We start from the raw sequence: 21,165 nt of genomic DNA on the forward strand, positions 1-21,165 counted from the left end.
AATATTAAAAATAAAAGCGTTACGATAAATGATAACCAGAGGGGATATTTTTGGCTTTGCGCCGGATGAAAAATATACTGCCAGCGTCGCCTATTTCTCCATGGAATTTGCCATCGACCAGGCGTTGAAAATATATAGCGGCGGACTTGGTTTTTTGGCCGGATCGCACCTGCGCAGTGCTTATGAGTTAAAACAAAACCTGCTGGGCATCGGTATATTATGGAAATATGGCTATTATGACCAGGTGAGGGACAATAATGGCCTGATGAAACCTGAGTTCATAGAAAAGGAGTATTCGTTTTTACAGGATACCGGCATTGTTTTTACGGTTTCCGTCCATGATTCACCGGTACATGTAAAGGCTTACCTGCTTAAACCGGGAACATTTAATTCGGCCCCGTTATTTTTATTAAGTACCGATATCGCAGAAAATGATGAGCTTTCCCGCTCAATTACCCATTGTCTTTACGACCAAAACGAAGCAACCCGCATTGCGCAAACCATAGTTTTAGGTATTGGCGGGGCCATGCTGCTGGATATTTTAGGTATAACACCTGATGTTTACCACATGAATGAAGGGCATTCCGTATCATTGAATTTTTATTTGTACGCGAAATATAAAAGCCTGGAAGAAGTAAGAAAACGGGTGGTCTTCACTACGCATACCCCAGAGATGGCAGGCAATGAGGCCCACTCGTATAGTTTACTAAAAGAGATGTCATTCTTTTACCAATTGCAGGATCATGAGGCGAAATTCATATTGGGTATGAATGGCGACTATTTTAACTATACACTGGCGGCGCTAAAGTTTGCACGAAAGGCTAACGGTGTTTCTAAACTTCACGGGGAAGTAGCCCGGCGCATGTGGGGCGACAATCCCGGAATATGTGAAATTATAGCCATCACCAACGCGCAAAATAAATCCTATTGGGCAGATATTCAATTTAATACTGCGATTATGTCGGGCAATGATCAATCGATCGCCGACAGAAAAAAAGAAATGAAATCCGACTTATTTAAGGTAGTGGCTGACCAGTGCGGAAAATTATTCGATGAAAATATATTGACCGTTGTTTGGGCCAGGCGGTTTGCTGATTACAAGCGAGCCGGGCTGATCATGGCAGACTGGGACAGGTTCCTGAAATTAATGAATAATAAAAACCATCCTGTTCAGCTGATCTGGGCGGGAAAGCCGTACCCTGAAGATGACGGATCCATAGCGTTATTTAACCAGATCATTAACCAAACAAAACCATTCGCTAACTGTGCCGTCCTCACCGGCTACGAACTTGGATTATCTGCATTGCTCAAAAAGGGTTCAGATGTCTGGCTGAATAATCCAAGGATGTACCACGAAGCGTCGGGAACAAGTGGGATGGCGGCGGCAATGAACGGGAGCATTAACCTGTCGTTGCCTGACGGCTGGGTACCTGAATTTGCGAAGGACAGGGAAAATTGTTTTATGATACAACCAGCACCGGACAGGCCTTCGACGGATGAACGAGATATCCAGGAAAACAAAAATCTGCTGGATACACTTGAAAACATCTTGTTACCGATGTATTATACTAAGCAGGAAAATTGGATCGCCATGATTAAAACCGCAGCTAACGATATAGTACCCGAATTCGAAGCAGGCAGGTTAGCCGATGAGTACTATGAAAAGATGTATATGGCTTAAAAGTTCTTTTCATTAAGAATTGACAACAAACATTTCTCCTGGTGACCGCCATCATATTTTAAACGCATTTTGTTTTTAAACTTTAGGCTTAAAATAGAATTGCTATAGCCAAAGGTCATGAGCACCATTTTGATCATCAACGATAATTCTTCCGAAGCCCGGCATGCCGCAGAATTTGCGTTAATAATAGCGCAAAAGATGCAGGCTGACATTTTATTGTTGAATACCATCGAAATAAATGAGAAAGACTTTTGTAAAGTACCGGCAGACGCGTTTTTTGACTCCTGTACGGATAACTGCGACTGCTTTCCTTATCCAGTTTCAGATAAGGTAGTGAAAGGTGAATTATTCAAGCCCTGCCCCGACGCCTGTAATTGCGTTGATTATCCTGCTTCAGGTGTGCGCTATCGCTTAAAAACACTTAATGACGGCACGACTAATTTTAAGCCGCGGGTAGAAGAAGTTGATGTTTCGTTTACAAGCGAAAGTGAAGTGATCGAACTGGTGATTAAGCGTCAGGTATGGATGATCATTAAAGGTATGGCCAACACCATAACTGAACCTGAAATAAATAGAACTTTTAATGTCCATTCTGTATTGAACAGGGTTCTTTGTCCCTTATTACTTGTTCCGGAAACCTGGCCATTGAAAAACATTGAACGATTGACCTACATCGCTGATTTAAGGTATTGCCGCATACAAATCGTACGGTATTTGGCGGCACTGGCAAAACCATGGAATGCAAATTTATCCATCGGACATGTAACTGCACCTGGATTGACTGAAATGGCCGAAGCATATGCCCGGGAAGTATTTGCTGAAGAAGTCTGCAAAAAGGTTAATTATGATCAACTTTTTTTTAATAATATAAGGGAAAAGGATTTGTTAATTGCTGTTGACGTCATCGTCAACGGTATGCAAAACGATCTGTTGGTACTGGTTAACCGTCATTTCCATTTTGAAGAAATAGTAGGCAGGTACATCACCAATATCCTTCCCGGGCATATTACGGTTCCATTGCTTGTTTTTCCATTTTAACAGACCGTCGATTCAGCGTGTGATATTGCTGATCAAACCAAAGCTTTCAGCACCAATAGCCACCCGTACACTTGTTATTCCTGCGATCAAAAAATGCTTTGCCGTTAACGTTGGTTTTGTTTGCTACCTGTTCAAAATAAATCTGTCTAAGCCTGCTTCATACTTCGCCAGTTTGCGGTCAACTAATCGCTGCCAGACCGCACGGCCTGCGGGCCAAAGCGCTTCACCGGAGTCTGAAATAATGATTTTGTCGGGATAGACCCGCTGTGCTTCGAGGATTAACGCTTCAGGCAGGCCTTTGCCCTGAAATAGCAACTGCTGAGTGGAAGAGTCTGGCGTGTCAAACATATCGGTCACTTTTATATAGCGCTCTTCAAAAGGAGCGACTTTAAAATCGAACCAGTTGTTGTCCTTCTGGTTAATGAACCTGGTTTTAAAACAGACTTTTGCTATTCCCCGGCAGGGCTGGTTCTCCAGTTCGTACCGGAAATAGTACGGCTTTCCGTCTTTGCCGATAGTTTTGATGAAGCCCATTTTACAATATTTGGTATTTCTTTGCCCTTATTACCTAACTTACAGCATTTTAATATGAAGGTAACACCTATTCTGAAAATAACGGTCTTTCTATCGCTTATTAAATAGCAGGACGATTTTTTTCATAGACACAGCCCCGCAGGTTTAAAAGAATTCTGTCAGAAAAATAAACCTGCGGGGAAACGGCCCCGGCTTTGCCGGGGCCGCCGGACGAAAAATCTTTAATAGCTATAATTGGAGCTTAGGATATCTTTATAACGTCTTCCCAATTCCTCGTGTGTCATCCCCCGGGTGTTGGCAAGTTCAACAAAAGACTTTACCACGGTTTCCCTTGTACGCCAATTAAAGGCGTAAACCAATGTTTGCCTGTTCAGCGTTACGGTTAAGGGAATCGGCAAACGGAGGTTATGGGCATTTTGGAGCATTACGATCCGGCAGCAAGTATTTTGGTAATCACGGGCATTCAAATTTCCCGCCAGGAGTTTATGGGTTAGCTTTTTCAGCTGGCATCGGCGCAGGTCTAAAACAGGTTTACATTTTGTCTTTTTTACTTTAATTTTCCCGGTCATGAGGTCGCATGGTAACATGCCCTCGGAATAATCAGGATATTTGGTACGAATTTCTTCCAATGCAAACAGGGGATTTTTTTTATAGACCCGCCTGACAGTATTTCTACGGGTGCGCTCCTGTGAAATGAACGCCTTTCGTTCGATTTGCTCGGCGGTAATAGCCAGCCGCTCAGTTTTTCCTGTGGCCTTGTTTTTATAAAGTTCCCGCAAAAGAATAAGGATAGTTGGCCTTTTTTCTCCCTGCTGTTCTTGCTTTAGCAGTTCCCCGATTTGCCCGACAGTATATTGTTGACCGTTGGAGATCAGTTCCCGCATGTAAACCCGTTCCTCACTTTCAGGTACTTCCTCCCTGACAGCCGGGATATACGTGACAACTTTACCAATTGGGCAGCGTTCCCGGAAGCTTTTTAATTTATCCAGGAATACCGCTCCGCTGCCGGGATTTTCCTTATCCAGTTCATCAGCTTCCTGTTCCTCGGCGTAGATCAGTTTATTCCAGTCTTCGTACTGGTGGTAACAAAGCCGGATGTCAAAATGGTGGTATTCAATTTCCTCCTGGTTCATTGGCCGGGTCAGAAAAGGGATGGCGTGAAACAGCCCCATCGGACGGCGGTTGCGGTCGCACCATATTTCAGCGTGCATATACACATAGATTCGCGGAGGGTATTTTGTTTGAGGTTTATAATAATAATCCACACGGCCGTCCTTTTTACGTGGCAGGGCATTTACCCTGTCAAACTCCATCTTTTCACGGGCGTTCATCACGTAGCCCTCTTTGATCTTTACCATATGCTTGATTTTAGAAATAGGCCAGTGTTTCAGAAAAGCAAGCATAGCCGGGGGCAGGATTGATTTTTTGAAAGTCTGGCGACCCAACACGCCGTCCGGCCTGTTGCGGATGAAAGCAGCAAGTGGCCGGACGGCGCGAATTTTATTCGTTTTTCAGCTTTAACAATTTTTGATAGATGTCCTCCCAATACCGCCGTTGTTTTTCGTCAAATTCCGCAAATTCAGTGTTGATGTGCCGGTAATGGCGGTAATCGTCCGCCTGCAAAATAGCCAGTGACAAATCCGTCACCGCTATTTCCTTTCCCTCTAAATCAATAATTTTCATACCTTTTTCAATATAAATTAAGCTACTTTCTTATTTTTCTTTTTTGGTTTCAGCGGAACGATTACAGCAACGGGCTGTGTAACCTTAATAGGCTGCATCCTGAAATCTTTCAGGTTCAAGAAAAAGCCACGGTTGACCAACATGCCCTCCCGGAACAGTTGCCATAACAGGGATGCGCCAGCATTGGCCAATGCAGAATTGATAAATAAATCCTGTTTGGTGAGGGCTTCCGCTAAGGAACAGCTTGGGGTTTTATCGGCACTTTCCGAGGCCAAAAGCAGTTCCCTAAATTCATCGGTGACCATCGGCAGGGTATCAACGGTTTGGTACTTTTTCATTTCAGGCTGTGGCACTTTACCAATGGTGGAAAGAATCACCTGTCCTGTAAAACGGCTGTTACCAAAATCCATACAATACAAAGGCTTGTTACGGCTATGCCCGGAATGTTTATGCAAGGTTTTCAGGATGTCGGCTATTTCAAGCCTTGCCTGTACGGTATCCACACAGGAAATGGTCAGCCCTGCTTGCGCGAGTTCGGGCTGTTGTTTTAAACTTGCCTTGTCGTAACGCGCGGTTACCGCTTTCCAGTTCGTACCAAAAAATAGGTTTACCCGGTTGATCAGGGCAACGGCTTTATACTGTTTCAGTTCAGCAGTGGCGAACAATTGTCTGCCGAGATTGGCACGTTCCACCTTGTCATCATCAAACAGGCGGACAAATAAACCGGGGTGGTTCAGTTCAATCAGGGCATGGTTCATTCTGCCCAAAGCGGTCAGTACCTGGCTTCCCGTACCACCTGCGCCGATCAGGTTAACCACAATGGGGTTATAGGGATTTAGCCATTCCTTTTCTACTACGTGAACGGCTGTCAGGGCTTGTCTTATTTTTATCTTTTTCATCGGATTAACTGATTAAGGTTTAAGCCACAGGTAAACAGCGTGTCATCAGGAAACCTGCTTTCTGTGGTGGTTTGATTTTTCCAGAGATGAACGATGTTTTGTCTTGTACGGTCAATACCGCCAAGCATGTGGCTGAAATAACTGCCAAAGAAATACTGCTCCCATTGTATCATGAAATTCTCCAAGTGGGTGGTGCGGTCGATGTTGATGTTCACATTTCCCATACACACACCGCCATCCTGATAGGTGTTAAAATAGGGTGCATGGTATAGTTCCGTTTTACCTGTTGGCTTTGTTTTGCCTTTCAGCGCAAAAACACGGAGTTTGTCCCTTGTAGCCTTCCATACCATTGCCGGGACATAGCCCTTACCACAGGGTATGCCCAAATTTTCCACAAAGAATAAATCCCTTTTCTGCGGTGGGGTATACCATACTGCATAGCCGTTACTGTCAGGATTGACATACAGGAGGTTTCCCGGTAACAAGCCCTTTGATTTCAAAAAGCCGTTCTGCATTTCGGCACTGCTTTGCAGCAATTCCGCTAAAGCGATGCTTTCCTTTAAGGATAAGGGGTGGGCGTTTATCGGGTTGCCCAATAAGCCAATATCATAGCTTTCCACATATACCGAATTGGCTTCATCGGTATTGATATTATTATCATTTTCCCTTTCGCAGTTATATATCAATAAGGCTTTGTAGGGTATGTATTTATCGTTAAAATCGTTCGTTACGTTAGTCATGGTCGTATTTATTTAGTATTCCACATAGTTTGTCTATTAGTTCAAAGAGCCTTTTTTCAAAATCTAAATCGTTGATTATACCCGTTTGCGGTGTGTCAAAAAGCTGTACTGAGGTTGGTTCGTCCATTATCCCGCACTCCCCAAACTCGTTATTGACCGTATCGAAAAGCATATCGTAAAAACAGTCGTTGCTGCTCCAATAAAAGCTGACATATTGCTCCATCCTGATGCGGTCGGTTTCTTCGGGTTCTATCAACTCATCGTGGATATTGTCAAAAAGGGTGCGGTCGGGGTATTCCTTAAACAGGGTCAGGAACTGGTCAGCCAAACATTCCGTTTCCAAATCCCAATCTTCGGTCTGCCTGTATGCTTTTATATTTGCTTCCCATTTGAGGAGGTAATTATTATCCCTGATAAGCGTCACCAAGCGGTTACCCGCATGATTTAGCGTGTCCATGACCTCGGTTTGTTCATCCCGGTATTGCTGTTCTTCCTCGTCCTCGTCGTCTGCCTCGTCTATCCATTGCTGTAACATATCGTACTCACCGAACAGGTAGCTGTCATTTTCGGTATAGTAGGACACTTTAACGATTTGATACAGGTAGGCATAAACCGACAGGAGCATTTCTGCCAAAGGCTGTTGCTGTGCGGTCTGTACCAAGTTCCACAATGGCCTCACCGGGATATAATACAGGCACATGCCCGTATCAAATCTTTTCAGTACGGCTAATGTTGCGCTGTGGCTCTCATCTTTGATAATGATACAGTCCGCTGTTTTATCCTTTAGCTTTAAAGTTTCCTTAACCTGCATATAAGCAATGGTGACATTCTGCGGAAAATCAATGGCTGAAACATCCGGCTCGGGGATTTCATAAACGGCACACAGGTTAGCAAGGGAGCGGAAAAATTCCGCTTCCACTTGCCTGTAATTCCTCGACTGAATTGCCCAAAAAGGCAGAAAACGGGTCTTTAGAAAACCATTGGTACGATGCCCTGCGGTGCGCTCCGCCCCCGGTTGCGCTGTACCTCTCCGGCGTCCGGCAGCTGGTCGAGTTTTTGGGTGAAATTTCTGAATAGCTGATGCAGTTTCCATTGGTCGTTTTCTTTATTGATGGGTACTTTCCGTTTGATTTGTTGTTTCATGGCTGTTATCCTTTTGTGCCCATTGTACTTTCAAAGCGGTACTGTATCTGGTCGTTTTTGATTTCGGGGCCAACTATTTTGGCGTTGGTCAAAACGGGATAGGTTGCCGAATAAAAGGTCATGACCGCTTCGGGCGCGAAGCCCTCTCCGGGGTCTGTCAATATGATTTCTATGCCGTTTTCCTTATGCAGGAAAACTCTTTCTAATGTGGTTGTCGCTAACATAGCTTCTTCGTTTAAGCGTTAAATAATGATAATGCCTGTGCCATCTGATCCCGTTTGCGGGTCAGGTCGGCTAATTTGGTTTTGAGTTCGGCTTCCTTTTCAGGATAGTCGGTGGCTGATGGCAGAATGGCGATTGCTTCCTCATATTTACAGGCGGCATTCAGTTCATTAATCTTAATCATGGTCTGGACATAAGCCTTTCTTTTTTCCTCCTTATTGGGTTGTGGTTCCCTTAACTCGATATTTTCATCTGTTTCACCAGTAGCGGGTTTCGGTTTGGAGTTGTTCTTGTTTTTCTTGTCCTGTTCCATTTTGGAGGCTACCCGTGCTTTTTCCAGTTCCTTATGGTAGGCATTGAGATTGTGGTATAACCCTGCTGTTTGTTGCACAGGTTGGGTAATGGCTTCAAAAAAGCCCTCGTCCAGTTCGGTTGCCGTCCCCTTAAAAAGCATGGGCGGAATAGCTTTGGTGGCATTGTCCGCATTGTGCAGGGCGGTAAATAATGCGGATACGGTAAATTGCCCCTGTTCATCTGTATGTACCGTCAACTTCCAGTTGCCGGGAACGTTCATTGCGTTTATGTTTTGAAAAAAGTTCGTTGTCATGATTTTAATTTTTAGATGTCCGTTTTTTATTGAGTTCAATTAAGTGGTTTGCCGACCTTCCGTCTGCGGTAAACAGGTACTCATTCGTTAAAATGCTTTCCTTTATGGCAGTATCACTGGTCAGAAATTCGTATTGATTTTCGAGGGATTTGTACAGGTAGCGGTTCAGGCTTTCGGCAATCGCTCTCAGCCATTCTTCGAGTTTGTCCAGTTCCTCAAAGATGTTATCATGTGTTTTGCCGTCTTTGATAACTTCCGAAATGCCTAAATCCGTGACTATCCCGTATTGTCTTGACCTGCTGATGATTTGCGGTTCGCTTGGCAGTATACCATCCGCAACCAGTGCTATCACCCTGCGGTCAATCTGTGGAACGCTGAACGGAAATTCCTGCATCGGGGCATAGTCTTTCCACGATTGGTTAGCTACTGCCATTAGCAGTTTGGGTATGTCTACCATTGCAGAGAAACCACTACCGTCCCCCTGCGAATAGAAACCCCTGAATGTGATTTTATCTTTAATAACGGCTATGCCCATATAGGAACACAGTGCTATAAAATCCTCAAATTCATCGTCCCACCAATCAAAGTTGATGTTCAAATCCCTGTAGGTGGTTAGTGCTTTCCCTTTGGCTTCCTTGTCCAGTTCGTTAAAGCTGTATAGTTTGAGCGTTATCGTTTTCATAACCGTTCCCCTTTCTTCCTTTCCAAAAGGATTTCCAGTATTTCCTCGTTGTTTTCGTAGGTGTTATTTTCAAAAGTGTAGGTATCCGTTTCCTCGTCAAACTCGTAAAGGTCAAAGTCTGACGGCTTCAAAAAGATGTCGTTTAGTTCGCCCTGTTCGTAGCTTGCCTGACCATAAATCAGGTTGCCCGTTTCTGTATAGTCCAGTATGAAACCGACCTGATAGTGGTCTGCTACCTGTTGCATCGCACTAAAATTTGGTGACCACCGGGTATCATAAAACAGGGTATCGCCGTCCCACTCGATGTTAAAGAACCAATCCTTATCAGGTGTGACAAAGTCGGGTAGCTGTCCTTTTTCTTCCTGTTTTTCCTTGATTGCCATGTGGGTAAACAGCATCGCTATTTTTTGTAACTGGCTTTGTTCACCTGTGAACACCGCCATATTTCTGCACATATTTGCCATAGTTTGAATGGTTAAGGGTTAAAGAAAAGGTCAACTGCTGTTCTGAATTTCGGGTCGGTATGCTTGCCCTTTTCGGTGTAGGTGGTCAGGCAGTGATGCAGGTACAAGGCACTATAGCCGTCAAAAAGCTGGTCGGCAAACAGGTTGCTGCTTTTCTCCAGTTGCTTACCGTATTGTTTGATTTTACGGTCTGCCTGTTCGGATAGCTGAAACCAAAAGTCTACCCCGAACAACTGGTTTTTCCAAACCTTGCGTACCTCGTCGGGATGGTCTTTCATAAAGGCTGACAGTTCCTGTACATAGGTTAAAAAGCCGGGAATTTGATGGATAAAAAGCGCATGTAAAAGCTTCGCTTTTTCTACATTATTGAATTTATGTAATGCTTGCATGACGTTGTTTTTTATGGTTTTAAAATGAGGGGGATTGCTCCCCCTCCTGATTACTAATTGAGGGTTAATGCTTCTGCCCCGTTTTTGGCATAGCCGAGGCATAGGTCGAATGCAGCCTGTGTGCGCAGTTGTCCTGTACCGCCTATGATGGATTTTACTTTGGCTTCATCGTCCTTGTATTCCTTGACATTTTGGAAGTAGCCTGTGATGGCGTTGAATGCCCCGAACAAAGTCCCTTTGGTCGTTTCGGTCTGTTGGGTGGGGCTTGCCATTGCGTACATAAAGGCGTTATCGCAGATGTTTTTAAGAACGGTTGAAAGTTCCTCCCCTGTTTTCAGGCTTTTTAGTACTTCCTTGCTCGGTGCCATTGCCTGCTGTATCAGCTTCATGACGTCCTTATCGGTGATGCGCACCTTTGTCCATTGGTTAAAGATGCCGTCCAGTTCATCGGCCATTTTGTTGGATATGCCCATAACCTTGTGGGCTTCTTTCAGCCTGTCCTCTGCATTGGCGGTGTGCCGTATCTTAATCGTATTGGAGCTGTTACGGAGTGCAGCGCCGAGGGTATTTTGGCAGACAATTCTAACGGGGGTAAAAGCTGCGGTGATACTGCCCGAACCATCGTGCGAAGTGGTGAGGAAAAGATATTTTTCAATATAATCATCGCTACCGACTTTGATATAGCCGGGGAGTTTGGCGGTAATAAAAATGCGTTCACCGTTGCCTAATGCCCCTGCGGTTTCGTATTGCATCCCGTCCCCGCCAACAATGGCATCAAAAAAGCTGAATGCGTCCCGGTTTTGTACAATGCTGTAATCCCTGCCAACTACCCCCAATACGGCATTGTTATCGGTGCGCATGGTGGCATAGTAGTTAGGAACGGCAATGTCCATCCCTGAAATTAATTCGCCCCCGTTGCCTACGGTCATTCCCCTGCTTTGGGTAAACAAGGGAGATTTGATAACCTCGTAATCAAGCCCTGCAAATTGCAATGCTTCCTTACTGGTGGGGTAATCCTGTACGATTTGCCCTAACCCGTGCCATGCCTTTTGCTTTACGCTGAAAAAACTATGCTGTCCTGTTTGCTCGTTGAAATTGATATTATGTGCCATGATGTTTAATTTTTAATGTTCGTTTCTGAAATAGATTTTTAAGTGGTGTGGATGGTCTTAGAATGGCAAATCGTCCTCGTCTGCCCCTGCGCCCGTGGTATAAGGTGCGGTTTCCTTTTTTTCGGCTTTTGGCTCGGCTTTGGCCACCAATGAAAAAAGCTTGATGGTGTCGCAGGTGCAAATCAGCCTTGCCTTGATGCCGTCCTTTTTGCTTTGGTAGCCCTGTGCTTCCATCCAGCCCGAAATTTCCACTACTGCGCCCTTGGTGAGGTATTCGGCTACGCCCGAATTGCGCCAGTAGGCGCAGTCAACGAATGCGGTTTTTTCCTTTTTTTCACCCGCTTTGTTTTTCCATCTTTGGTTAATGGCTACGGTAAAATTGATGACCTGTTTGTCCCCTTTGACCGCATTTACTGCTGCGTTTGCGGTTAATCTTCCTGTGAATAGCATAATTTTTAAATGTTTTTAATGAATAATTATTTGTTTGCTTTTCCTTTCGCCGCCTTGCCCTGATTGATTATTTTTAAAAGAAAAAGGGAAAAAAGAAAGCAAATCGTAAAGCCCGGCAGCGGGCAAAAGGAAATGGAATAATTGGAGGGGACCCTCTGGGGAGGCAGCCGTTTATGCCGGAAATCTTTTGCAAACCCCACGACAACTCCGGGCTTGATTTTAGCTGCGCTTTTTACCCGTTTCGTTTAAAATAATTATTGATTAAATAAAAAAATGCCATTGGAGCCGAAGGCGATAAACCTCAGCCGACAGTAAAAAGGAAACCTGTCAGCGAGTATTTTGAAATCTGGAGCCTCGCAAAAAAGAAATACCATTCCCTTTTCTGCATCAGGGATTGGAAGCGTATCCTTCGATAGAAGATATAGCGGAAAGCCCGGCCCGAAGGGGATGCCATAGTGACTAGACGAGCCGCATTCAGACGTGACAACAAGTAGATACAATGGTTATATTTACAATAGCGGAGATTTATTTACCATCAATTAGAGGCTATGGGCGTATTATCATTCTTTCTAAAGATGTTCAAGGTTAAGCCGTGCTGGAACGGAACGCCGGAAATGTTCCTGGCGATGGTTATGGAAATGCAGTCGAGAAATAATAAAGTATTTTCAGTGCGGGAGGTATTGCAATGGGGAGAAGTGATGCAAAAAGTAATCAAAGTCAATCTTGCACCTTTTAATGATTTTACGGATTTGGTAAAGCATGGTCGGCCGGATTTCACCATGGTCGAAAAATTAAGGGGAAAGATGGACGAATTGAACAATCGAAGGGAATAAAGCAAGCAATTTATGGGAAAAACGTTGATTTAGGGGACGATGACATAGTGAAAAGTAATTCAGAAAGTGCCGTTTTTGCCAGGAAAATGGTTAAAGATTTAACGGAATATGTTCAATTTTCACCAGGAGAGCACGATTTGTCACAGGAGCTATTTTAAGTGTTGGCGATAGTATCGAAGATTTAGTAAATCCATTGTCCATTTAAGCCCAGTTATGGTTGTTGAATTTTGACTGGGCTTTTTGTTATCCTGCTATTGATTAAAATGAAGAAATATTTACTTTTTTTCTTGCTAATCTCTGGTATTACATGCTGCAAGACCCCAAATATTGACTTAACTGGAAGTGTTAGGGATTTTGATTCTAAAAACTTTTTACAGGGTGTTACTGTTCGTGTTGAAAAAAAAGGACCTCAACCGATTTGTTAGGTAATTCAAAATTACCATTGAACTTGCGCAAGTTAAGCAACAGGGTATTCGTTTTACAAGTGTCGGGTATAAGGAATCATTTATCAATTATACTTCTTATTACAACTTTGATATTGAATTGTGAGCAAGCTATATAGAACTTCCAGAAGTCAGAATTATGGGTACTGGCTTAACCATTTTAAAAAAGGCTATAAGTCGTATTCCTGTTAACTATCCCAAAGACCTTATATTTTAACAGGGGCGATGCGGTTACAATATCTGAGAAATCGATCTGATTTATTCAACACTGAAGCTATGCTCACTGTTTTCTCATTGTTTAATGATCTGGGTTAAACAGGGGCGCTTCGAAGAATTCATATAAGGGCACCAGCCCTCATTACTTCAACTTTAACGGTTGCAACAACTGTAAACGTTGTAACTTACATCGTCTTTTAATTTATATTATTGCTTATTTAGAATTATTCTATATTTGCAGTATGAAATCACTCTGTCTGCTATTTGCAATGCTCGTGCTGTTCGCAGCAGCCCGGCCGTGCTGTTCGGACAGGGAATGCGAAGTTCGCGCTAACATCAAAAACCTACTTGCAAAGAAACACTCCACAAAAAAGGAGTGCCAGGGTTGTTCACCCTTTTTTTCCTGCAATACCTGTGGGGGTTTTATAGTAACCAAAACGCTGTTCCACGTTGTTGTTTTAGCAACCGAAAATGAGAACAAGGATTACGCTCCTTACCATCATCCCGGTCTATCCAAAATTGTCTTAGCCATCTGGCAGCCACCACAGATAAGCGTACTTTCTTAATAGCTGGTCTATGACCGGCAATGGCACGTCGTGCCTTTATAAAAGTATTTAACTTATCTATTCTTCATGTTTGACAAGATCATCTCGTTTTCAATCAATCACCTTAACATTATTGCTAAATAAGCATATCCAAACGGGAATGTAAAACAAATAATGATGGCCAAAAAAAGAAAAAGAGTCAGACGAACACCAACCGGGGTTTACTCGGGTAAAAGCTATAAAAAGCCGCTGTGGATGCGAATTGTAAGGATTATAGCCATGTTCATAATCGGTGGTTTAATGATCATTGTGATCATTTATAAAGCTTGGCAATACTTCAAAATTGTTAATTAATAGCGAGTGCGACTGATTAAATTATTTATTCTATAAATCTAAAAGGTGGTGAAAATTGATCTTAAAGTTGCCTTGATCGGCAACCCGAATACCGGAAAATCGTCCTTATTTAATGCTTTGACCGGCATGAATCAAAAAGTGGGAAACTTTCCAGGAGTTACCGTTGAAAAAAAAACAGGACTTGCAAAATTGCCTGAAGGCCGGACCGCACAGATTATCGATCTTCCTGGAACCTATAGCCTATACCCAAAGAGTAAAGATGAAGCCATCGTATTAGAGGTATTAGCAGATACGCAAAACAGCGGACACCCTGATCTCCTGATATTCATCGCGGATGCTTCCAATTTAAAACGGAACCTCCTATTGTACACACAGGTCGCCGATTTAAAGATTCCGGTGATCATTGCCTTGAACATGATGGATATGGCTGATCGTAATGGCATAAGAATAGACATTGACGCACTTGCAAACAAACTCGGCGTGAGAATTATTCCGATATCAGCAAGAAACGGCAAAGGAATTATGGAATTGAAACAAGCGATTGCAGAAGCAAACCATATACCTTTACAAGCGGATACGATTGATCTGGATAGTTTATATCCCGGTTTAATTACGCGAATAATTCAGGATGTCAATGTCAGCAATCCTTACCTGGCATTACAATTAGTTTATCAATACCCTTATATCAGCTACCTGAAATCTGAAGAAATAGAAAAACTTAAGCAATTAGAAAAAGAATACGACATCAATCCCTCCAAAGCACAGGCAAAGGAAACTATTGCCAGGTATGAATTTATCAACGATGTTTTATATGATACGGTTCAACGAGACAGCAAACCCTCGCAGGAGAACTACAGCAATCGGATCGATAAAATTTTGACGCATAAATTTGGAGGCTTTGCAATTTTTTTACTGATTTTATTCCTGATCTTTCAGGCTATTTTTACCTGGGCCAAAGTCCCCATGGACCTGATCTCTTCTTTTTTTGTTACCCTGACAAACCTGTTAAGTGATCATTTACCCCCGGGGCCGTTAACGCAATTGATCACCAACGGGGTATTGCCCGGCTTAAGCGGTGTGTTGGTATTCATACCACAGATCGCTATCCTTTTCATTTTCATCTCGATATTAGAAGATACCGGTTACATGGCCAGGGTAACTTTCATGATGGATAAGATCATGCGGAAAGTTGGGCTAAACGGAAAATCCGTTATTCCGATTATCGGTGGGCTGGCCTGCGCCGTTCCATCCATCATGAGCACACGTAGTATTGAGAATTGGAAAGATCGCATCATTACCATTTTGGTGACCCCTTTAATCACATGTTCCGCTAGGTTACCCGTATACACATTGCTAATCTCTTTGATCGTGCCGCAGCGTATGGTATGGGGTTTTATCAGTTTGCAGGGCATCGCATTGATGATGATGTACTTGTTGGGTTTCTTTTCAGCGTTTATCGTAGCCTGGGTGATGAAAAAGATCATTAAATCCGGGCAAAAAGGCTATTTTATTATGGAATTGCCGGTTTACCAGTGGCCGAGATGGAAAAATGTCGGCTTAACAATGCTACAGAAAGTAAAGGCGTTTGCTTTCCAGGCTGGGAAGGTGATTATTGCTGTCTCCATCATTCTCTGGGTGCTCGCCAGTTATGCTCCTCCAGGCCGGTTTGCCGCAATAGAACATTATTATCAAACACAGCGGTCCAGTAAAAAAGTCCCTGCCTTAGAAAGTGACAAGCTGGTCGCTTCAGCGAAATTAGAAGCGTCTTATGCAGGGATACTGGGTAAGACGATTGAACCTGTCATCAGGCCGTTGGGTTATGACTGGAAAATTGGCATCGCCTTGATCACCTCTTTTGCAGCAAGAGAGGTATTTGTTGGTACCATGGCAACTATTTACAGTGCCGATGGTGACGCCCACCATCAGGAAGCGATCCTGCAAAAAATAAAAAAAGCCAAAAACCCCGATACCGGTTTGCCTGTTTTCACTACGGCTGTAGGTTTCTCGCTTTTGATCTTTTACGCATTTGCTATGCAGTGTATGAGTACTATGGTCGTTGTTTACAAGGAAACCAACGCATTAAAATGGCCGGTAATTCAATTTTTGTACATGACAGGCTTGGCCTATCTGCTAAGTTTTGGTGTTTACCAGCTTCTTAAATGATTTAATACTAGTCAAGGACAGATAATTACAATAAGGAATATAAATATTATATATTTGTGAATTGAAAGCTGCTTGTTACATATTAAGCGTCATTGTATTGGTAATGAGCTTTTTTCCGTGTAAGGATAAAAGCTCACCAATTACTCGGGGCATCGCTGTGAAAATTAAAAGTACATTAAACGGTCAGGAACGTAAACAAACCAATAACGAACAGTGCTCTCCCTTTTGGCCGTGTTCAACTTGCCAGGCCCCGATTATTGCCAAAACTTGTTTCCTGAGTATCATAATTTTACCAAGAATAAAAAAACTTTACACTCGGCTTTCGACCGAAGAAGTGTCCTATAGGGCATTAGCCATATGGCAGCCGCCTAAATCCCGTTCGTAGATCCGTGAACCCATGCCTGTCCGCATGGAATGTCTATTTATTAAACTTTATTAGAAAGGTATGGCTCGAAAAAAAAGAGCATTGCCGAATAAAAATCGTGTTATTTATTATAACAAAAAAAGTTATGCCCGCCCGAAATGGATGCGTGTATTACGAATCATTTCGATGATCATTGTATCTATCGTATTGATTTTAGCGATGATCGGTATTGCCATCAGATATTACCACATGGTTTCAAAGCATTAAATTACTATGTTAAACAAAATAATAGAATTTTCGATAAAAAATAAATTTATCATAGGCCTGATGACGCTCGGCCTCATTCTTTGGGGAATATGGAGCGCAATGCAGTTGCCTATAGATGCGGTGCCCGATATTACCAATAACCAGGTACAGGTTATAACGGTCACACCAACCCTTGCTTCCCAGGAAGTGGAGCAATTTGTCACTTACCCTATAGAACAAAGTCTGGCCAATTTGCCGGACGTGGAAGAAATGAGGTCCATTTCTCGGTTTGGCCTGTCTGTAATTACGATTGTGTTCCACGACGATGTCAATGTCTATTTCGCAAGGCAGTTAGTTAGTGAGAAGCTTAAGGAGGCGGAAAGCAGGATGCCCCAGGGCGTAGGCAGCCCGGAATTAGCACCGGTAAGTACAGGCCTTGGCGAAATATACCAATACATCATCCGGCCCAAAAAGGGAAGTGAACATAAATACACAGCTATGGACCTGCGCACTTTGCAGGATTGGGTTGTTGTGCGCCAGCTTTATGGTACACCCGGTGTAGCCGAAGTTAACAGTTTCGGAGGATTATTAAAGCAATACGAAGTGGCTATTGATCCGTCCAGGTTAAAAGCACTCAACATCAGTATACCGGAAATATTCACGGCACTTGAGAAGAACAACCAGAATACAGGTGGAGCCTATATCGACAAAAGTCCCAATGCATATTTTATCCGGGGGATAGGGCTGGTCAATTCTTTAGAGGATGTCCGCAATATAGTTGTCAAAAATACAGGCACACCTGTGCTTGTTAAAGATGTAGCGAATGTTCGGATAGGAAATGCTATTCGCTACGGGGCTGCGACATTCAATGGTAAAGAAGAGGCGGTAGTTGGGATCGTCCTGCTGTTAAAAGGTTCCAACAGTTTTTCAGTGGTGAAACAGGTAAAGGAAAAACTGGAGACTATCAAAAAAACATTGCCCCCCGATATAGAGATTGAACCGTTCTTAGATAGGACAAGTTTGATTGATCGTGCGATATCGACGGTTGAACATAACTTGGCCGAAGGAGCGCTGATCGTCATTATTGTACTGGTTTTATTTTTAGGCAATTTCCGGGCTGGACTGATCGTAGCATCCGCCATTCCGTTATCCATGCTGTTTGCACTCTCTTTAATGAATGTTTTTGGCGTTTCTGCAAATCTAATGAGCTTGGGGGCAATAGATTTTGGCCTTATTGTAGATGGCGCTGTTATTATTGTGGAAAGCGTCCTGCATAAATTAGCTTCACATCAGGGGGAGTCTAAGCAATTGAAATATAGTCAAAAAGAGATGGACCAGACGGTAGAAGGAAGCGCCAAACAGTTAATGAACTCTGCAGCATTTGGCCAGATCATCATCCTCATTGTTTATCTTCCTATACTATCCTTACAGGGAATTGAAGGGAAGATGTTCAGACCAATGGCCATGACCGTAGGATTTGCTATAGTTGGCGCGCTGTTACTTTCCCTAACCTATATTCCAATGATGTCTGCGTTATTTCTTTCTAAAAATAAAGTGCATAAGGCGACTTTTGCGGATAAAATGATGATATGGATCCAAAAGCGATATGATCCGTTACTGAATTGGGCCATAAAAAGAAAGATTGCGGTTGTATCCGTTGCTGGCGCTTTGATGCTAATAGCCTTTTTCATATTCAGTAAAATGGGCGGCGAATTTATTCCCCAGTTAAAAGAAGGCGATTATTCATTTAACGTTTTAATGCCCCAGGGCACGTCACTTACCCAAAGCATTAAAACGTCTATGCAGGTAGAACGTATTATTAAAAGTTTTCCTGAAGTAGAATCTGTTGTTGGAAAAACCGGAAGTTCTGAAATCCCAACGGACCCAATGCCACCTGAAATGACCGATATGATCGTCAAGATGAGACCCGAGGATGAATGGAAATCAAAGATGGATTTTATTGAACTAAGGGAAGCTATTGAAAAAAAATTGAATGTGATTCCCGGGGTTTTTGTAGAAGGAAGCCAGCCTATTCAGATGCGTTTTAATGAACTGATGACTGGGGTGAAACAAGATGTCGCCATTAAAATATTTGGTGAAAATATGGACACGTTGGCTTCTTTAGCACCTAAAGTAGGTAAAATAATCAGTTCTGTACAAGGTGCAACCGCGCCGCAAATAGAGCGCACCGGCGGTCTCCCGCAGATCAACATCCTCCTGGATAGAACTAAGATCGCCAATTACGGTTTAAATATTGAAGATGTTAATACCGTCATCAGTTCAGCATTTGCTGGTAAATCAGCAGGAGTAGTATTTGAAAATGAACGGCGATTTGACATGGTTATCCGTTTAGATACTACATTTAGAACCTCAATAGAAGACGTAGGGAACTTGTATGTTGCCACTCCTTCCGGAATGCAAATTCCCCTGAGCCAAATTGCCAGTATTAATTTAAAAGAAGGCCCTGCCCAAATAAGCCGGGAATCCGGTAAACGGAGGGTCGTCATTAGTTTTAATGTTCAGGGCAGGGACGTTGAAAGCGTAGTGAAGGACATTCAGGTAAAATTAAATGGAATGAAACTACCCCAGGGCTATTATCTGACCTATGGAGGAGCGTTTGAAAATTTGCAGAAAGCGTCCGCAAGATTAAAGATCGCGGTTCCATTGGCCCTATTTTTAATTTATCTGTTGTTGTTCTTTGCTTTCAATTCCTTTAAGCAGGCTACACTGATCTTTACGGCAATACCAATGTCTGCCATTGGTGGTGTCGCAGCCCTGCTCGTTCGTGGCATGCCTTTTAGTATCTCGGCGGGTGTAGGCTTCATAGCGCTTTTTGGGGTTGCGGTATTGAACGGTATTGTGCTTATCGGCACATTTAATCAACTGGAGAAAGAAGGCGTAGCTGATGTTCTTAAGCGGGTGTTAGTTGGCACCAGTTTACGGTTGCGACCGGTGCTAATGACTGCTACCGTGGCTTCGCTCGGATTTTTACCTATGGCGCTTTCAACAGGTGCAGGTGGAGAGGTACAAAAACCATTAGCTACAGTAGTGATCGGAGGATTAATAACTGCTACTTTTTTAACCTTGGTCGTGCTGCCTTTATTGTATCTGCTTTTTGCAAAGAAAACGAAGAATTTGCCTGGCAAAGGTGTTGTTGCCACCGCGGTTATTTTCCTCTCATTTTTTGGCATGAGCCAAAAAACATATGCGCAGCAAATACCTGTAAGAGGTATTGACACTTCTATGCGGGGTAACCTTCAATTAAAAGTATACCAACTGCAATTGAACAAATCTCAAACCTTAATTGGAACCGCCAATCAACTTCCCAAAACAGGCATATTTGCCGAAAATGAAGATCTGCGGTCCGGAAAAAATGTCGACAATCCAAACGGCGTTTTAAAAATAGGCTTATCCCAGGCTTTGGAATGGCCGGGCGTTTATAAAGCGAGGAGAAACTTACTTGAAGAACAGTCTAAATACGACCAGCTCACGATCAATCGGTCACGTCTGGAAATTCGCCGGGATATCAGAAAAGTATATTATACGATCTGGTATTTACAGGAGCGTAAAAATCTTTATACAAAGCTGGACAGTATCTACACGACAACCTATCAGGCCACGAGGTTAAAAGTAAGAGTCGGTGATGTCGCAGGTCTGGATAGCATAGCCGCTGAAGCGCGTTTAAGAGAACTGGAATCGCAGATAAAACAATTTAACAATGACATCCGCATTCAGCAACAGTCCTTAAGGCAGCTTACCGGCAGTGAAAGCGACTTATTTTCGGAACAGGGGCCCTTGGAAAAGCTGCCGATAAGTGCTTATGCCGCCGCAATCGAAAGTCATCCTCAAATACAACTGCAACAGCAAAATGTTGCCATCGCGGATGCGGGATTACGACTGCAAAAACAATCGCGCTACCCGGATTTTGAAGGACGGTTTTTCTCTCAGCGGCTTTATGGTATACAAAACCCTTATTCAGGATTTTCTGTAACTGCCCGGATTCCCATTTTCACCAGGGGTTACCGTACGATGATCAAAGCGGCAGAAATTGAGAAAAATGTTCAGGAGCAGCAATTAAACCTGGAAAGGCTTAATCTGAATACGGCTTACTTACAGGCTGTACAAAAGCTTGAGCGATCAAAAGCAAGCTTGACTTTTTATGAAACTACCGGCCTGAAGCAGGCCAATGCGATTGTAGCGGCGGCAACGTTGGCCTACCGTTCAGGCGAAATAGGCTTTGCCGAACTATCGCAGTTTATTACCCAGGCGATAGACATTCAACGAAATTATTTGGATGTTTTGAATGACTACAATCAAGCGGTTATCGAAGTAAATTATTATATCAATCAATAGAAAC

The 21,165-nt window shown here is 43.2% G+C and carries 20 protein-coding genes; 6 read left to right on the forward strand and 14 right to left on the reverse strand.

Going from position 1 to position 21,165, the window contains the following annotated elements; all coding sequences use genetic code 11:
* The first annotated feature begins 28 nt into the window (after positions 1-28).
* Positions 29-1,681, forward strand: a complete 1,653-nt coding sequence (gene glgP, locus G7092_RS17385) for an alpha-glucan family phosphorylase (RefSeq protein ID WP_129568267.1) — start codon at positions 29-31, stop codon at positions 1,679-1,681.
* 117 nt (positions 1,682-1,798) lie between these two features.
* Positions 1,799-2,719 carry a hypothetical protein gene (locus G7092_RS17390; RefSeq protein ID WP_129568266.1) on the forward strand — a complete coding sequence of 307 codons (921 nt, stop codon included), beginning with the start codon at positions 1,799-1,801 and terminating at the stop codon, positions 2,717-2,719.
* A gap of 123 nt (positions 2,720-2,842) precedes the next feature.
* On the opposite strand, the gene G7092_RS17395 is transcribed toward G7092_RS17390, so the two are convergent.
* The 14 genes from G7092_RS17395 to G7092_RS17460 all read right to left on the reverse strand — a co-directional run bounded on the left by G7092_RS17395 (position 2,843) and on the right by G7092_RS17460 (position 11,644).
* Positions 2,843-3,253 carry a hypothetical protein gene (locus G7092_RS17395; RefSeq protein WP_129568265.1) on the reverse strand — a complete coding sequence of 137 codons (411 nt, stop codon included), beginning with the start codon at positions 3,251-3,253 and terminating at the stop codon, positions 2,843-2,845.
* A gap of 221 nt (positions 3,254-3,474) precedes the next feature.
* The gene (locus G7092_RS17400; protein ID WP_129568264.1) at positions 3,475-4,611 is read right to left on the reverse strand and encodes a hypothetical protein; all 1,137 of its coding nucleotides are present in this window, start codon (positions 4,609-4,611) and stop codon (positions 3,475-3,477) included.
* Between the two features lie 142 nt (positions 4,612-4,753).
* On the reverse strand, positions 4,754-4,936 hold the full coding sequence (locus G7092_RS17405; RefSeq protein WP_129568263.1) for a hypothetical protein: 183 nt from the start codon (positions 4,934-4,936) through the stop codon (positions 4,754-4,756).
* A 17-nt stretch (positions 4,937-4,953) separates the two neighbouring features.
* Positions 4,954-5,835 (reverse strand): PRTRC system ThiF family protein, encoded by an 882-nt coding sequence (locus tag G7092_RS17410; protein WP_129568262.1) that lies wholly within the window; start codon positions 5,833-5,835, stop codon positions 4,954-4,956.
* Positions 5,832-6,575, reverse strand: a complete 744-nt coding sequence (locus tag G7092_RS17415) for a PRTRC system protein B (protein WP_129568261.1) — start codon at positions 6,573-6,575, stop codon at positions 5,832-5,834. The genes G7092_RS17410 and G7092_RS17415 overlap by 4 nt, the downstream gene beginning before the upstream one ends.
* Positions 6,568-7,494, reverse strand: coding sequence for a hypothetical protein (locus tag G7092_RS17420; RefSeq protein WP_129568260.1), 927 nt, complete (start codon positions 7,492-7,494; stop codon positions 6,568-6,570). Before G7092_RS17420 ends, G7092_RS17415 begins: the two co-directional genes overlap by 8 nt.
* Before the next feature lie 50 nt (positions 7,495-7,544).
* Positions 7,545-7,718 carry a hypothetical protein gene (locus G7092_RS17425; RefSeq protein WP_166091205.1) on the reverse strand — a complete coding sequence of 58 codons (174 nt, stop codon included), beginning with the start codon at positions 7,716-7,718 and terminating at the stop codon, positions 7,545-7,547.
* 5 nt (positions 7,719-7,723) lie between these two features.
* Positions 7,724-7,942, reverse strand: a complete 219-nt coding sequence (locus tag G7092_RS17430; RefSeq protein WP_112658702.1) for a PRTRC system protein C — start codon at positions 7,940-7,942, stop codon at positions 7,724-7,726.
* 11 nt (positions 7,943-7,953) lie between these two features.
* Positions 7,954-8,547, reverse strand: a complete 594-nt coding sequence (locus G7092_RS17435) for a PRTRC system protein E (protein ID WP_112658700.1) — start codon at positions 8,545-8,547, stop codon at positions 7,954-7,956.
* A 4-nt stretch (positions 8,548-8,551) separates the two neighbouring features.
* On the reverse strand, positions 8,552-9,229 hold the full coding sequence (locus G7092_RS17440; protein ID WP_129568259.1) for a DUF8835 domain-containing pootine: 678 nt from the start codon (positions 9,227-9,229) through the stop codon (positions 8,552-8,554).
* On the reverse strand, positions 9,226-9,693 hold the full coding sequence (locus G7092_RS17445; RefSeq protein WP_129568258.1) for a DUF1281 family ferredoxin-like fold protein: 468 nt from the start codon (positions 9,691-9,693) through the stop codon (positions 9,226-9,228). The genes G7092_RS17440 and G7092_RS17445 overlap by 4 nt, the downstream gene beginning before the upstream one ends.
* Before the next feature lie 11 nt (positions 9,694-9,704).
* A complete protein-coding gene (locus G7092_RS17450; protein WP_129568257.1) occupies positions 9,705-10,082 on the reverse strand; it encodes a hypothetical protein in 378 nt (125 codons plus the stop codon).
* 53 nt (positions 10,083-10,135) lie between these two features.
* Positions 10,136-11,194, reverse strand: a complete 1,059-nt coding sequence (locus G7092_RS17455; RefSeq protein WP_129568256.1) for a DUF932 domain-containing protein — start codon at positions 11,192-11,194, stop codon at positions 10,136-10,138.
* A 57-nt stretch (positions 11,195-11,251) separates the two neighbouring features.
* Positions 11,252-11,644: a single-stranded DNA-binding protein gene (locus G7092_RS17460; protein WP_129568255.1), complete on the reverse strand. Its 393-nt coding sequence runs from the start codon at positions 11,642-11,644 to the stop codon at positions 11,252-11,254.
* A 548-nt stretch (positions 11,645-12,192) separates the two neighbouring features.
* Here G7092_RS17460 and G7092_RS17465 point away from each other — a divergent pair.
* The 4 genes from G7092_RS17465 to G7092_RS17480 all read left to right on the forward strand — a co-directional run bounded on the left by G7092_RS17465 (position 12,193) and on the right by G7092_RS17480 (position 21,161).
* Positions 12,193-12,477 carry a hypothetical protein gene (locus tag G7092_RS17465; protein WP_129568254.1) on the forward strand — a complete coding sequence of 95 codons (285 nt, stop codon included), beginning with the start codon at positions 12,193-12,195 and terminating at the stop codon, positions 12,475-12,477.
* A 1,606-nt stretch (positions 12,478-14,083) separates the two neighbouring features.
* Positions 14,084-16,198 (forward strand): ferrous iron transport protein B, encoded by a 2,115-nt coding sequence (gene feoB / locus G7092_RS17470; RefSeq protein WP_129568253.1) that lies wholly within the window; start codon positions 14,084-14,086, stop codon positions 16,196-16,198.
* A 445-nt stretch (positions 16,199-16,643) separates the two neighbouring features.
* Complete coding sequence (locus G7092_RS17475; RefSeq protein WP_129568252.1) at positions 16,644-16,829, forward strand: hypothetical protein; 186 nt, start codon at positions 16,644-16,646, stop codon at positions 16,827-16,829.
* A 6-nt stretch (positions 16,830-16,835) separates the two neighbouring features.
* A complete protein-coding gene (locus G7092_RS17480; RefSeq protein ID WP_129568251.1) occupies positions 16,836-21,161 on the forward strand; it encodes a CusA/CzcA family heavy metal efflux RND transporter in 4,326 nt (1,441 codons plus the stop codon).
* Positions 21,162-21,165: the final 4 nt, after the last annotated feature.

This window comes from Mucilaginibacter inviolabilis (assembly GCF_011089895.1).
Lineage (GTDB): Bacteria > Bacteroidota > Bacteroidia > Sphingobacteriales > Sphingobacteriaceae > Mucilaginibacter > Mucilaginibacter inviolabilis.

Coding starts and splice junctions, on each gene's coding strand:
- glgP (WP_129568267.1), top strand. CDS start 29: ATGATAACCAGAGGGGATATTTTTGGCTTTGCGCCGGATGAAAAATAT.
- G7092_RS17415 (WP_129568261.1), bottom strand. CDS start 6,575: ATGACTAACGTAACGAACGATTTTAACGATAAATACATACCCTACAAA.
- G7092_RS17460 (WP_129568255.1), bottom strand. CDS start 11,644: ATGCTATTCACAGGAAGATTAACCGCAAACGCAGCAGTAAATGCGGTC.
- G7092_RS17455 (WP_129568256.1), bottom strand. CDS start 11,194: ATGGCACATAATATCAATTTCAACGAGCAAACAGGACAGCATAGTTTT.
- G7092_RS17430 (WP_112658702.1), bottom strand. CDS start 7,942: ATGTTAGCGACAACCACATTAGAAAGAGTTTTCCTGCATAAGGAAAAC.
- G7092_RS17435 (WP_112658700.1), bottom strand. CDS start 8,547: ATGACAACGAACTTTTTTCAAAACATAAACGCAATGAACGTTCCCGGC.
- G7092_RS17440 (WP_129568259.1), bottom strand. CDS start 9,229: ATGAAAACGATAACGCTCAAACTATACAGCTTTAACGAACTGGACAAG.
- G7092_RS17445 (WP_129568258.1), bottom strand. CDS start 9,693: ATGGCAAATATGTGCAGAAATATGGCGGTGTTCACAGGTGAACAAAGC.
- G7092_RS17425 (WP_166091205.1), bottom strand. CDS start 7,718: ATGAAACAACAAATCAAACGGAAAGTACCCATCAATAAAGAAAACGAC.
- G7092_RS17390 (WP_129568266.1), top strand. CDS start 1,799: ATGAGCACCATTTTGATCATCAACGATAATTCTTCCGAAGCCCGGCAT.
- G7092_RS17395 (WP_129568265.1), bottom strand. CDS start 3,253: ATGGGCTTCATCAAAACTATCGGCAAAGACGGAAAGCCGTACTATTTC.
- G7092_RS17405 (WP_129568263.1), bottom strand. CDS start 4,936: ATGAAAATTATTGATTTAGAGGGAAAGGAAATAGCGGTGACGGATTTG.
- G7092_RS17400 (WP_129568264.1), bottom strand. CDS start 4,611: ATGGTAAAGATCAAAGAGGGCTACGTGATGAACGCCCGTGAAAAGATG.
- G7092_RS17480 (WP_129568251.1), top strand. CDS start 16,836: ATGTTAAACAAAATAATAGAATTTTCGATAAAAAATAAATTTATCATA.
- G7092_RS17410 (WP_129568262.1), bottom strand. CDS start 5,835: ATGAAAAAGATAAAAATAAGACAAGCCCTGACAGCCGTTCACGTAGTA.
- G7092_RS17475 (WP_129568252.1), top strand. CDS start 16,644: ATGGCTCGAAAAAAAAGAGCATTGCCGAATAAAAATCGTGTTATTTAT.
- G7092_RS17465 (WP_129568254.1), top strand. CDS start 12,193: ATGGGCGTATTATCATTCTTTCTAAAGATGTTCAAGGTTAAGCCGTGC.
- G7092_RS17450 (WP_129568257.1), bottom strand. CDS start 10,082: ATGCAAGCATTACATAAATTCAATAATGTAGAAAAAGCGAAGCTTTTA.